Consider the following 12,195-nt stretch of genomic DNA (forward strand, 5'->3'; position numbering starts at 1 on the left):
CTCAACTCACGCTCCACAAAAGTGCGATCGCTTACAACACGGTTACTCTTACAACACCGCTATACGTTAACAGTTAGTAAGTTAACAGCGACATAACTTACAACGAAGGTTTTCCCATGAAACGACTGCATCAATTCGCGGGTTATCTCACAGTAATGCTATTCGGGTTTGCCTTGACCGCATCGCCTGCGATCGCGCATCCACTCCACCTAGAATTTCTGCTCACACAACCATTGACACCCGCCTTATTTCTAGCAGGATTAGGTCTTGCGTTTTGTATTGGTGCGGGACATGCGTTAACGCCAGGTCATGGTAAGACGATGGTTGCAGCTTACTTAGTTGGAACTCAAGGCACTCCGCAACAGGCAGTCTTACTCGGAGTTGTCACTACGTTAACGCATACGATCGGAGTATTTGCTTTAGGAATCGTTGCGTTAGTTGCTTCTCGATATGTTGTACCAGAAGATCTGTATCCTGTTCTCAGTTTGGTGAGCGGAATTACGATCGTTGGTGTTGGTTCTCAACTGATTTTAGATCGGCTTCAATCATCGTCCAGCCATCATTCTCACGATCATCATCATGAGCATCACCATCACAAATCTGTTGCCACCTCTTCGCTGATCTCTTTAGGAATTGCGGGTGGATTAGTTCCTTGTCCGTCGGCGTTGGTATTATTGCTCAGCGCGATCGCACTTCATCAAACCGTTTATGGCATCGTTCTGGTGAGCGCTTTTAGTCTCGGTTTGGCGTCTGTATTAATCGCATTAGGCATTGCGGCAATTTATGCCCACCACTGGTTTGAGCAGTTCTCATTTGAGCAGTTCTCAACCGGGCAACTGCTTCAAAAATATCTTCCGATTGCTAGTGCGATCGCCATCACCCTCGTTGGCGTTGTACTGTCCACAAACGCACTTCTGTAGTCCGTTTGTAATTCGATGTAAGTTCAACTTAAAATTACAGTTCCGAAATTGCGCATCTTGAGAGTGAAGACTGAAACAGTCGTTTCTATAGATGATGGAGATTTCGTAAATCTGTCATAAGATAGAGTAGACATATTGATACTACATGTGTAGTATTTTAATAGAAGAATATTTGAGGAGTTTGCCTTCCCATGTTATGTAACTTCCCCTGGAACAGTACCGTTGAGCCACGACCCAGCACCAGCTTGGGAAATGTGCTGTTCGCAGTTGTGGGAACATATAGCGTCGGTGGCGATGCAGCTATTAATGCCATAGGCATAATCTCGGAAAAATTAGACTACAGAGAGCCAGATCTAGAGCAATCGACCCAGAGCGGAAGGTGCAGGCGCGTCCTGTCACCCACATAAAGCCAGAGCAGTTTATCGACTGTAACTAGCTACCCCCGCTCTTAGAACCAGAGACGGGGGTTCTTTTTTGGGGGTTTGCACGTTAGCCGCCGCTAACCAGTTTTAGAACATTAAGGACATTAGTTAACCAAGCCGGTCATGGATTGAATGAGACTTCAACCTTTGTATGGCTGACTCAAACCGCCACCCAGGAGTGACGCACGATGTTAAAGCTCACCTACACCGAATTTGGATTGCACTTAGAGCGGGTCACCACTTCTCTAGAGACGCTGGTTGCTCAGCGAGTTGTGTTGGCGTTGCGTTTAGGATGTACGCTGCACGTTGAGTCGAGCCGCGCTGCCTTTCTGATTTCTGCTCACGCTCCGGGGTTAGCCACTCTAGAAAGAATGGTGCGATCCTTCGGAGCTTCGCAAAGCGAATCGAAGGAATCGCAGCACTCGACGCTAACACTGGCATTGGTCGATGATGAATTTGTCGAGGTCGGCTTGCAAGGGTGCTGGATAGCAGACAGCGCTGATGCTGACGAGGGAATGTTTGTCACGGCATTAGAGGAGCGGGTTGAATTCTTTGTTTATGAGTTGTGGCAAGTCACCCAAGCAGAAGCCGTCTGCAATTCGTAAGTTGTAATCCACAGTCGATTGAAGAATCACGGTGGATTACGACCCACTAGAGACATTGTGTTGTTTTAATCGAGGAGGTTTAAGAAAAGGTAACTTTCAAAAATTAGACAGCACCTCTGTTGACAGTGACTTTTGTTCTGAAGCTTTTCTTGACTCTCCATTAAACTGGAACTTTTAGAATAAAGAGAGATGCTGAGTAGTTCAAGTTTGTGATGCGGGGTACAAAAGATGTATAGCGTCAAGACAGAAAATCTCTTGAAGATTGGAGAAGTGGCGGCTAGCACCAATTTGCCGATCAAAACAGTCCGCTATTATGAGGAGCTTGGATTGCTGACACCCACTGTCAGTCGCTCAGAATCTAACTATAGATTGTTTAAACCGACTGTTCTGGATCGGTTGTCGTTCATTAAGCGATCGCAAGCGTTAGGTCTTACCTTGCGTGAGATTCAAGACGTTCTGAATGTGCATGATCAAGGACAACTTCCGTGTGACGAAGTAAAACACAATCTTCAGAGAAAACTTCAACAAATTACCGAGCAGATTGAAGCCCTACAACTGCTGCGCTTTGAGTTACAAGGTTTGTTGTCAGGTTGGCAAGATCAGCCTTCAGAAGAGATTGCGGCACGAACTATTTGTCCAAACCTAGAAACAGCAACTCTGTTCGAGATCGATCAGAATTAAGGCTCTTTAGTGAAGTTCCGCATCAAAACTCGAAGCGCCTTTAAGGAGAAGGTTTAGAGCGCGTCGAACGGATTCTGTCCAAGATTCAGGGTTTGGTTGAAAAATTAATGCATAAAGCATGATTCCGCTCATCGCATCGAAGACTAAACCAGGATCTAGGTCTGCCCCAATTTCATGTCTTGCTTTTGCTCGCTCCAGTACAACCGCAAAGGCTTGGCGTCGAGGTTGTAAATATTTTGTCCAGTAAATCTCCGCAAACTCAGGATTGCTCGATGCACTGCTGATAATCATGGCAACGGTTTGTCGTCCGAGCGGACTGAGCGTGATTTGTGCAGCACTTTGAATTAGTGCGTCAATATCGCTCTTCAGGCTACCTGTATCAGGAATGACGATTTCTTCTCGAACTCGTTCGATCGCATCCGCAACCAGTTCTGCTTTAGAGGCATAGCGACGATAAATAGTTGCTTTGCCGACTCCAGCCCGAGCCGCGATCGCGTCAATGCTCATAGCATCAAACCCAACTTCTCCCAGTAATTCTAAGGTCGCTTGCAGCATGGCTTGATGAGATTGGGCACTGCGAGGTCTTCCTGGCGACTTTTTATGAATGTCATTCATGAGTGCTAGTATAAATTTACGAAACTGCACCGTATCGAAATAAACGATGAGCCAGCAGCCTCGTCCTCATTACACGGACAAAACCAGTACTCAGACGCTTCGAGAAGGACTAGAGGAATACTATGCCTTAAATCCGAACATCACCGATTCAAGAGGACTCCCCCCGGACTTTGCAAAAATTTTGCTGGCACATGATGTCTCGCACATTATCTACGGTTGCGATACAGGCATGTACGATGAACTCAAAATTTTGCCGCTCACTTGGTGGACAAGCAACTACAAGTTTCGGGATCACCTCAACACGATTAAAGATCCAACCATTAGCCCTGCAATTCGCGTGATGTATGACGACTTGATCAAAGAGCATGGAGTGCTCTGGTTATATGCCTCGATTTTCGTTGTGTTGCCTCAACTATTCCCAGAATTGATTTCAATGTGGTTGAAGTCACGTCAGAGATCCCAGTTGGTTCCATTTCTTGATTTTGAATCCTTACTCGATCGTTCTCTCCTGGATATCCGTCAAGAGTTTGACCTATTGCCGTTTATCAAATGACCGATTCTGGCTAATCTGTTGCGATTGGCTTCGCCAAGCTTCGAAGGATCGCTTAGACTCGACAAACTGTTTCCCGCAGTTCTTGCAGCGATAACACTGCTTTCCCCGACGATACCCATTTTTTGATACCTGCTCAGATTGGCAATGGGGACATTTCATTACTTTCATTACATCATCTGACAGATTGTCTCCTACATGCGGCTCTAAATACGATACGAGCAACTCTTCAATTTGATCAGTCAATTGTTGCCTATGTTGGAGATCCGGGTTACGCAGTGCAGCAAGCATCACTGCATTGCTGCTGTGAACGCACACCTCTGCTAGTAAGCTGCACTGCGCTTCACTCAAAGCTGAGTTTCGCTGCTGCAAGAGACTTGCCATAAAATTAATCGCTTCCTGGGTCATGCTTTCATCGATCGACTGGAAGATCTCGCGAGAGACATAAAACTGCACAAACACCACCCGTGACACTGGTTGCTCAAACAGTTCTGCGACAGCACTTGCAACGGCGTGAATCATTTGGCGGAGAGGTAGCTGAACAATTTCTGGGGTGTTGGTCTGCGCCCACATTCGTTTGACCCGCTCACTGTGGCGCAACTCCATCGCTTGAAAGATGGCAGCTTTATCTGGAAAAAACTGATAGAGAGACCCGATCGCTGTGCCCGCTTTTGCAGCAATTAGATGGGTGGTCGCTGTTTCGTAGCCCACTTCGTCAAACACGGTTGCCGCCGCATCCAAAATTTTTTCGACCCGTTCTTTTCCTCGCTGCTGTTTGGGCTGACGACGCAAACTTCTTGACGAAAGCGAATGTTTTGTCATATTTTAAAAACACGACGGATTTTTCACAATTTTATATCTAGCGGAGAACACTATGCAGTCTATGCTTCCCGGTGCGCCTTGGTTGTTGGCGCACAAGTCGATGCTGACCGTGAATCAACCTCGCAAGATCTCGTTGTACGGTGCTGATTATGTGATGTGGAAAGATGCTACTGGAGAGGTTCACGCCCTGCCCAACGCCTGTCCGCACATGGGGGCCATGTTGTCAGAAGGATGGTGCGAACCCCAAGACGATGGTAGGAGTGCGGTTGTCTGTCCATTTCATGCACTGAAGTTTGATGCTGAAGGCTGCACTGTCTTGCCAGGATCGAACAAAAGAACATTACCGCAACTGAACCCTTTAGACCTCATTATCGAAGGCGATTTCGTTTGGTCGTATGCAGGTCACGAACCGAAAATTCCCATTCCTACTGTGCTGAATGCGATCGCAGAGACGTATTCCTTTATTGGGCATACTGCCGATCGCAGTGTGGAAACCGATCTGTTGACCATGCTGCTGAATATGCATGACTACAATCACCAAAACGGCACGCATCGAGACTTGTTTCGCATCACCGATGTCGAGTTTCATCAATTTATTGATCAGGGGCATCATTCCCATGCGTTTTATGACATGCCTACTGCTCCTTACAGCTTGACCGAAAAGCTGAGAAAACCCGATCTCATGTTGTTGCCTAGCACGATTAAAGCGCACCTGGAAAATCACTTCCCGTCCTTGGTCATTTTTCATGGCGAAATGCCGTTGGGGAAAGCGGCTCAGTGTCATATCTTTGTGCCAGAATCCGAGAATTGCACTCGGACATACATCCTGCTCTTTGGTCAGGCTAAGCACCCACTCTTCAAGGTGTTTGGCAGCACGTATCTCAAGTTTGGTGAGGTTGTCGTGAATCAAGATGCCGATATTTTAGGAAAGATTTATGCCGACACGCCTCAGAAAATTAAACTCAACAATGAAGTAGGAATGGATTGGGTACGGCGTAATTTTGCGAGTTTTCCTACTGTTGTGGAACCAAATCTTTCTAAGTAATGTAGATCAATCTATTTGCATCCCGTAGCGTGAGCGTCTCGAACCGATAGCGCTAGTTGTTTTGCGATCGCGGCAAAGATGCTCACACTACATTTGATAGTCAATATGACAGTCAATAGCTTGTTCTATGTTCTACCTAAATGGTTCTACCTAAATGATGGCTATGCTGTTGGTTCAACATGCTCTAAATCTCACATGCTCTAAATCTCACATGCTCTAAATCTCATAGTGCCAAACTTCCATATCGCTAATGACCATCTGTTGGCGAGACAAGCGGTTGATCAATCCTTGCTCTTCAAGATGACTAAGAATCCGAGTTACCGTCACGCGGGTTGTGCCCAAGAGTTCTGCTAAATCTTGATGAGTCAGGTGAAAGTCGAGTAAGTGTCCTTGCTTCACCGTTCGCCCAAATCGCTTCGCCAGCCAAAGTAACAACTGGATCAGAGCATCCTCAATGCGTTTGTGATGTCGAATAACAGTGAGTTCTTCTAAGCACTGAATGTGCCCCAGTACTGCTTCTGTCATATGAGACAAACTTTCTGGCGGTAGAGCGATCGCTTCTACGGCAGTGAGACATTCCATTTGAAATGGATTAACCCTGGAAAGGGTTTGTCCGACGATATCTCCCGCTTTCCAAATCCCAAGTGTAATTACGGTTCCATCCTCTAGCCAAGTTAAGGTTCGCACAATACCCTGATCAATGCGCCAAAGAGAACCTGATGTTGGTGGTAAGAGCGATCGCCGATTAAACGATCGGGTATAGGTTGGGTAGTACGGTATGAGGGGCGTTAGTCGCGCTGTTGGCATATCTGGTTTAATCATCTTTAGCAGTGACCTTTACGAGAGTTGTCGGCTTCAAATTCCTGCACCATCTAGAAACTCTTCAATTAGTTGATTGGAGACTGCATGATCGGAGACTGCATGATTGTTACGAGGATTAAGAGAGGGAGTTGCTACCGATGTCATTGGCTTCTGCGATTCCTGCCGAGGTACGCCTTGCGTCGATTGGATATGCGCAATCGCGTGTTCTAACTCCTGAATGCGATCGAACAGTACTCGAATCACCTGAGCCTCAACGTCGGGCAGTGCATCGGTATTGAGGCTCTCTTTCGTTTTCTTTTCTCTCACGATTCGTCCTGGAATGCCGACAACCGTGCAATCTGAGGGCACGTCTCGCAACACGACTGAACCCGCACCAATCCGGGCTTGATTACCGATTTGAATATTGCCCAATACTTTCGCGCCTGCGCCTACGATCACGTTTTCCCCTAGGGTTGGATGCCGCTTTCCGGTTTCCTTTCCGGTTCCACCCAGGGTGACATCTTGATACAGCAAACAGTTGTTTCCAACGATCGCAGTTTCTCCGATTACGATGCCGCTTCCGTGATCAATCACTACTCCTTGACCAATGGTTGCGCCAGGATGAATCTCCACCCCAGTTAAAAATCGTGCCAATTGCGAAATTAGCCGAGGGATAACAGGCAGCCCAAGCAGGTAGAGCCAGTGGGCGATGCGGTAAAACCAGAGGGCATGAAGTCCGGGGTAGCACGTGATCACTTCTAGCCAGTGGCGAGCAGCAGGATCGCGCTGATAGATAGCTTGCAAATCGGTTAACAGCATGAGCATCCGCAAGGAGTGACAAGGAAAATCATCTTAAATTTCTGCCGATAGAGTGAACCTTAGAGTGAGTTCTGATTAAACTACGGCAAACTTATCGATTTATAGTAGATTACTTGAATTAGCATACTATCACACTCTCAAAGCTCTCCTGCTTGAAGTCGCACTTCATCTCCAGATAAATTCCAAAAGACTAAACCTCCACCGTTACAATCAGTTGGCCCATTACAATCAGTCATAGTGTCTTGCAGGCGGGTTAAATGTGCCAACTGTTGGGAATGAACTGCAATGTGCCGACAGATATCTGCTTCTCCTTTGAAGGCTTTGCGGCACGAGGCGGAAAGACAGATGAACATCAGGACGGCTGGGGAATTGCCTTTTTTGAGGGGGCAGGTTGCCGAGTATTTCTCGATGAAAAACCCGCGATCGCATCCCCGATCGCCGAATTAGTCCGCCACTACCCGATCAAGTCGAAGCATGTAATTGCTCATATTCGTAAGGCAACATTTGGCAAAGTGGCACTAGAAAATTGCCATCCCTTTCAGCGTGAACTTTGGGGACGATATTGGGTGTTTGCTCACAATGGCGACTTGCCCAACTTTGAGCCAGCCCGTCAGGGGTTTTATGTTCCTGTCGGGCAAACTGACAGTGAACGCGCTTTCTGTTTGATCCTCAATACGTTGCGGCAAACGTTTCCGCAGGGCAAGCCGACTTTAGAGCAGTTGTACGTCGTACTACAAGCCGTTACTCAAGACATCGCGCATTATGGGACGTTCAATTACCTGCTGTCAGACGGAGAATCTTTTTTCGCCCATTGCTCTACAAAACTCTGCTACATCGTGCGTCAGGCTCCCTTCGCCGCCGCTCACCTAATAGACGAAGAAGTGACCGTTGATTTCCAGGAATTGACCACGCCACTCGATCGAGTGGCCGTCATCGCTACGACGCCACTGACCGATAATGAAGCCTGGACGGCTCTCCAACCGGGAGAACTGCTAGTTTTTCAGGATGGTCTATCGCGCCGATTTGCTCAGCATTGCTGATCCTGCCACCAAGAAGCCCTTGTGCCAGTCCTGAGCCGATCAAATCAATCTCGCCTTTGCCGCTCAAGATGCAGGAGATTATTCTTGCGTTTGTCACCCGTACTCGGTACAATCAGAGTCTACTGTAATTACGGTAACTTGAGAGGGAAACCGTAGATTGTTTGGGAGATGACAGAATGAAGGCTTGGCAGCGCACGCTACAAACTGTGCAGGAAATGGTTAACCCATTTAAGTTTAAGATTAAATTCGGTTCGCTTCGAGGGTTTATATCGCTGTTTCTGATGGGGGCGGTGTTGAGTGTTGCGATCGCGGCTTGCTCGTCTGGTAACAGCGCTTCTAATAACGCTAGCCCAAGCGGTGCCAGCCCAGCCTCTAATCAGCAGCAAGATATTCAATTGACGTTAGTTGGCTATGCGGTGCCCAAAGCAGCACATGATGCCATCATTCCTAAGTTTGTGGAGCAGTGGAAGAAAGACCACAACGGTCAGAACGTCACGTTCAATCAAAGTTATGGAGGATCGGGTTCTCAGACTCGCGCGATCGTAGATGGCTTAGAAGCGGATGTTGTGCATCTCGCGATCGGAGCGGATGTTCTCAAACTGGTGAGTGCTGGGTTCGTCAACCCCAACTGGAATCAGCGCGTTCCCAACAATGGCAATGTGGGTGAAACAGTGGCTGCTATAATCACCCGTCCAGGCAATCCCAAAGGCATCAAATCATTTGCTGACTTGGCGCGGGATGATGTCAAGTGGGTGACGGCTGACCCGAAAACCTCGGGAGGTGCGCGTTGGAACTACTTTGCATTGTGGAACTCTGCTATCAAAGCTGGAAACGATGAAGCCAAAGCCAAGGATTTTGTCGCGAAGGCGTACAAGAACGTGGTGGTGTTAGCGAAAGATGCACGGGAATCGACGGATGCGTTTGCCAAGCAAGGTCAGGGAGATGCTCTGGTGAACTACGAAAATGAGGTGATTCTGGCAAAGCAAAAGGGTGAAGCTTTGGATTTTGTTGTACCCGATGTGAACATCTCGATCGACACGCCAACGGCAGTGGTGGACAAAAATGTGGACAAGCACGGGACACGCGAAGCGGCTGAAGCCTTTGTACAGTTCTTGTTTACGCCAGACGCCCAGCAAGAATTTGCCAAAGTCGGATTCCGCCCATTAGGCGATTTGGGCAAGCAGAAGGAATTTACCGACAAGTACCCACCTGTGAAGCAGTTAGGAAAAATCGACGAGTTTGGCGGTTGGGAACAAGCCCAGAAAGTCTTTGAGGACGGCGGCACGTTCGATAGCATTCGCGCTCAATCGTAGTATTGTCTGGTAGTCGATCGTAAGCGTTTGATCTAAATTCAGCCTTCTCAGTGGGCAGATCGGCTGCCAGTCCCCATCCACTTTGCTAACCGCTTATCTCAACTCAGCTTTTTTCACCATTTTTTCACCAATGGCTATTTCTTCAGTTCCGCAGAAACCGACGTTCGGAAAAGCCTTCCTTCGTCAAATTATTCATGCACCTTGGACATGGCGGATCATGATCGGCTACTTAGCCGTGATGCTCATCTTGCCGGTGCTAGCAATGCTAACCAAAGCAAGTGCCGTTGGCCCTGCCAAGTTTTGGCAAATTGCCACTAGCCCAACTGCCCTATCTGCTTATGATGTGACGTTTACTACCTCATTCATTGCAGCAGCATTCAACGGAGTGTTTGGCACCCTGATCGCTTGGGTGTTGGTGCGTGAAGACTTTCCATTAAAGCGATTTATTGATGCGTCAGTTGATTTGCCCTTTGCGTTACCGACATCCGTTGCAGGTTTGACATTGGCAACCGTCTACAGCCAAAACGGATGGGTAGGTTCACTGGTTGCGCCGTTTGGCATCAAAATTGCCTTTACTCGAATTGGGGTAGGCGTGGCAATGACGTTTATCTCACTGCCCTTTGTAATCCGGACGGTGCAGCCCGTGTTGGCAGAGCTAGAGCAGGACATTGAAGAAGCCGCTTGGTGTTTAGGCGCTTCGCCGTGGCAGACCTTTCGGCACGTCATTTTTCCGCCGCTTCTGCCTGCTATTCTGACCGGAGTTGCGCTGGGATTCTCGCGCGCGGTTGGAGAGTATGGTTCGACGGTGATCATTGCGTCAAATACTCCCTTTAAGGATCTGATCGCGCCAGTGTTAATTTTTCAGCGATTAGAACAATACGACTACTCGGGTGCAACGGTGGTCGGCATGGTGTTGTTGATCATCTCACTAGTTGCACTGATTGGAATTAACTTACTACAGGCTTGGGCAAGACGGTATGACTAGTGTAGATCCCCTTCTAACAACAGCTCGGGCAACCTCTGAGAAAAAGCCAGCGAAATCTAAAAGTTGGGCTTCGATCGCATTAGTTAGCGTTGCGATCGCATACCTCGCTCTCGTTCTCTACATCCCTGCCTTAAACGTCTTCATGCAAGCGTTTAGCAAAGGCGTTGGGCCTTTTCTCGTGAACCTAACTCAGCCAAACTTCTTGCACGCGATCAAGCTCACGGTGCTGATGGCTCTCATTTGCGTGCCCTTGAATACGGTGTTCGGCTTATGTGCCGCTTGGGCGATCGCGCGGCGGCGATTTCCAGGTCGAACCTTTCTACTCAGCATTATTGACCTGCCGTTTTCCATCTCTCCCGTAGTAGCAGGATTGATGATCGTACTGCTCTATGGGCAGCAAGGATGGTTTGGGGGTTGGCTGCAAAATCATGGAATCAGGGTTGTGTTTGCGTTTCCGGCAATGGTGTTAGCGTCTGCGTTTGTCAGTATGCCGTTTGTAGCGCGTGAAGTGATTCCGGTGCTGGAAGAAGCCGGAGCCGATCAAGAAGAAGCGGCAAAAATCTTGGGTGCGAGCGATTGGCAAACGTTTTGGCGGGTCACCCTACCGAACATTCGGTGGGGACTGCTCTACGGATTAATTTTGACCAATGCTAGAGCAATGGGCGAGTTTGGAGCCGTGTCTGTAGTCTCGGGCAACATCGCTGGCAAGACTCAAAGTTTACCGTTGTTTGTAGAAGAAGCTTACAAACAGTACGAAGGGGAAGCTGCCTACTCTGCTGCCGTTTTACTGGCATTACTAGCGGTCGTGACCTTGGTATTGAAAGAAATTCTAGAACGCAAAACTCGCATTAAAGACACTGAGTAATTGATGTTGAGAGGCTTCTGTTAGGGCATGGCAGTGCTGTGCCTCTGCAAGGTCTGTCGCATTAATTTAGAAAATTGATATTACACCTTCCCACTCCAAGAAATCGAGATTGATTATGGGCATTTCTATTCAAGGCGTGACGAAAAATTCGGTTCATTTCGGGCAGTTGACGACGTAAATTTGGAGGTCAAGACCGGATCGCTCGTCGCGTTGCTTCTGGCCCTTCGGGTTCAGGAAAATCAACGCTGTTACGCATGATAGCTGGGGGTAGTGCAGTAGATCAACGCTTGCTGCTATTCTGGGATGGCGCAAAGTACCATCACTCTGAAGAGTTGAGAGAATTTCTCCAACAAATCAATGGCAGCATGTATAGCACCACCGCACAACATAGCGCCTGTCGGCTGCTAGGGAATAAAACCGAAAACGATATCAGTTATAGAAAGATACTTTGAATATAAGAGTTAAAGATATGATCACAGTTTGCTGAAGCAGCAAGAATATAATGAGTTGCACAAATGCGTAGTGCTAGTGCAATCTCGCAAATACAAAATGCGCCAGCAGAAGTGCATTCGTGCATCACTAAAGACATCGTTAACATTAGCACCGAGAATCAGTACAGCTAACATTTCTGCAAGAATTAACAAGCAGTGGGAAATATGGCGTTGCTGAATGAGAAGATGAATTAGCATGGAATCGGCACATCTCGAAATTT

General features: G+C 47.8%; 13 protein-coding genes and 1 pseudogene. 10 read left to right on the forward strand and 4 right to left on the reverse strand.

Annotated features, from left to right (window positions below):
* The first annotated feature begins 116 nt into the window (after positions 1–116).
* The 3 genes from AC5I6P_RS03250 to AC5I6P_RS03260 all read left to right on the forward strand — a co-directional run bounded on the left by AC5I6P_RS03250 (position 117) and on the right by AC5I6P_RS03260 (position 2,628).
* Complete coding sequence (locus AC5I6P_RS03250) at positions 117–920, forward strand: nickel/cobalt transporter (RefSeq protein WP_495692324.1); 804 nt, start codon at positions 117–119, stop codon at positions 918–920.
* Positions 921–1,530: 610 nt separating this feature from the next.
* On the forward strand, positions 1,531–1,947 hold the full coding sequence (locus tag AC5I6P_RS03255; RefSeq protein WP_495692325.1) for an alr0857 family protein: 417 nt from the start codon (positions 1,531–1,533) through the stop codon (positions 1,945–1,947).
* Positions 1,948–2,175: 228 nt separating this feature from the next.
* Positions 2,176–2,628, forward strand: coding sequence for a heavy metal-responsive transcriptional regulator (locus AC5I6P_RS03260; protein WP_495692326.1), 453 nt, complete (start codon positions 2,176–2,178; stop codon positions 2,626–2,628).
* Positions 2,629–2,634: 6 nt separating this feature from the next.
* Here AC5I6P_RS03260 and AC5I6P_RS03265 read toward each other — a convergent pair whose 3' ends face one another.
* On the reverse strand, positions 2,635–3,243 hold the full coding sequence (locus AC5I6P_RS03265; protein ID WP_495692327.1) for a TetR/AcrR family transcriptional regulator: 609 nt from the start codon (positions 3,241–3,243) through the stop codon (positions 2,635–2,637).
* 46 nt (positions 3,244–3,289) lie between these two features.
* Between AC5I6P_RS03265 and AC5I6P_RS03270 the strand changes: the two genes are divergently transcribed.
* Positions 3,290–3,796 carry a hypothetical protein gene (locus AC5I6P_RS03270; protein ID WP_495692328.1) on the forward strand — a complete coding sequence of 169 codons (507 nt, stop codon included), beginning with the start codon at positions 3,290–3,292 and terminating at the stop codon, positions 3,794–3,796.
* On the opposite strand, the gene AC5I6P_RS03275 is transcribed toward AC5I6P_RS03270, so the two are convergent.
* A complete protein-coding gene (locus AC5I6P_RS03275; RefSeq protein ID WP_495692329.1) occupies positions 3,776–4,615 on the reverse strand; it encodes a TetR/AcrR family transcriptional regulator in 840 nt (279 codons plus the stop codon). The two genes, AC5I6P_RS03270 and AC5I6P_RS03275, sit on opposite strands and share 21 nt — an antisense overlap.
* Before the next feature lie 52 nt (positions 4,616–4,667).
* Here AC5I6P_RS03275 and AC5I6P_RS03280 point away from each other — a divergent pair, with 52 nt between their 5' ends.
* The gene (locus tag AC5I6P_RS03280; protein WP_495692330.1) at positions 4,668–5,660 is read left to right on the forward strand and encodes a Rieske 2Fe-2S domain-containing protein; all 993 of its coding nucleotides are present in this window, start codon (positions 4,668–4,670) and stop codon (positions 5,658–5,660) included.
* Between the two features lie 216 nt (positions 5,661–5,876).
* Here the strand turns inward: AC5I6P_RS03280 and AC5I6P_RS03285 are convergent, their stop codons facing one another.
* Together AC5I6P_RS03285 and cysE are read right to left on the reverse strand one after the other, a co-directional pair.
* Positions 5,877–6,482 (reverse strand): Crp/Fnr family transcriptional regulator, encoded by a 606-nt coding sequence (locus AC5I6P_RS03285; RefSeq protein ID WP_495692331.1) that lies wholly within the window; start codon positions 6,480–6,482, stop codon positions 5,877–5,879.
* Positions 6,483–6,515: 33 nt separating this feature from the next.
* On the reverse strand, positions 6,516–7,280 hold the full coding sequence (gene cysE / locus AC5I6P_RS03290) for a serine O-acetyltransferase (protein ID WP_495692332.1): 765 nt from the start codon (positions 7,278–7,280) through the stop codon (positions 6,516–6,518).
* A gap of 257 nt (positions 7,281–7,537) precedes the next feature.
* Here cysE and AC5I6P_RS03295 point away from each other — a divergent pair, with 257 nt between their 5' ends.
* The 5 genes and pseudogenes from AC5I6P_RS03295 to AC5I6P_RS03315 all read left to right on the forward strand — a co-directional run.
* Positions 7,538–8,320 carry a class II glutamine amidotransferase gene (locus AC5I6P_RS03295; protein ID WP_495692333.1) on the forward strand — a complete coding sequence of 261 codons (783 nt, stop codon included), beginning with the start codon at positions 7,538–7,540 and terminating at the stop codon, positions 8,318–8,320.
* Positions 8,321–8,496: 176 nt separating this feature from the next.
* Positions 8,497–9,633 (forward strand): sulfate ABC transporter substrate-binding protein, encoded by a 1,137-nt coding sequence (locus AC5I6P_RS03300; RefSeq protein WP_495692334.1) that lies wholly within the window; start codon positions 8,497–8,499, stop codon positions 9,631–9,633.
* 130 nt (positions 9,634–9,763) lie between these two features.
* Entirely contained in the window at positions 9,764–10,618 is an 855-nt protein-coding gene (gene cysT, locus AC5I6P_RS03305) for a sulfate ABC transporter permease subunit CysT (RefSeq protein WP_495692335.1), read from the forward strand.
* The gene (gene cysW / locus AC5I6P_RS03310) at positions 10,611–11,483 is read left to right on the forward strand and encodes a sulfate ABC transporter permease subunit CysW (protein ID WP_495692336.1); all 873 of its coding nucleotides are present in this window, start codon (positions 10,611–10,613) and stop codon (positions 11,481–11,483) included. Before cysT ends, cysW begins: the two co-directional genes overlap by 8 nt.
* Positions 11,484–11,598: 115 nt before the next feature.
* Positions 11,599–11,750 (forward strand): annotated as a pseudogene (locus AC5I6P_RS03315) (ATP-binding cassette domain-containing protein); the annotation flags it as partial.
* Positions 11,751–12,195: the final 445 nt, after the last annotated feature.

The sequence above is a fragment of the Myxacorys sp. genome (genome assembly GCF_059501405.1).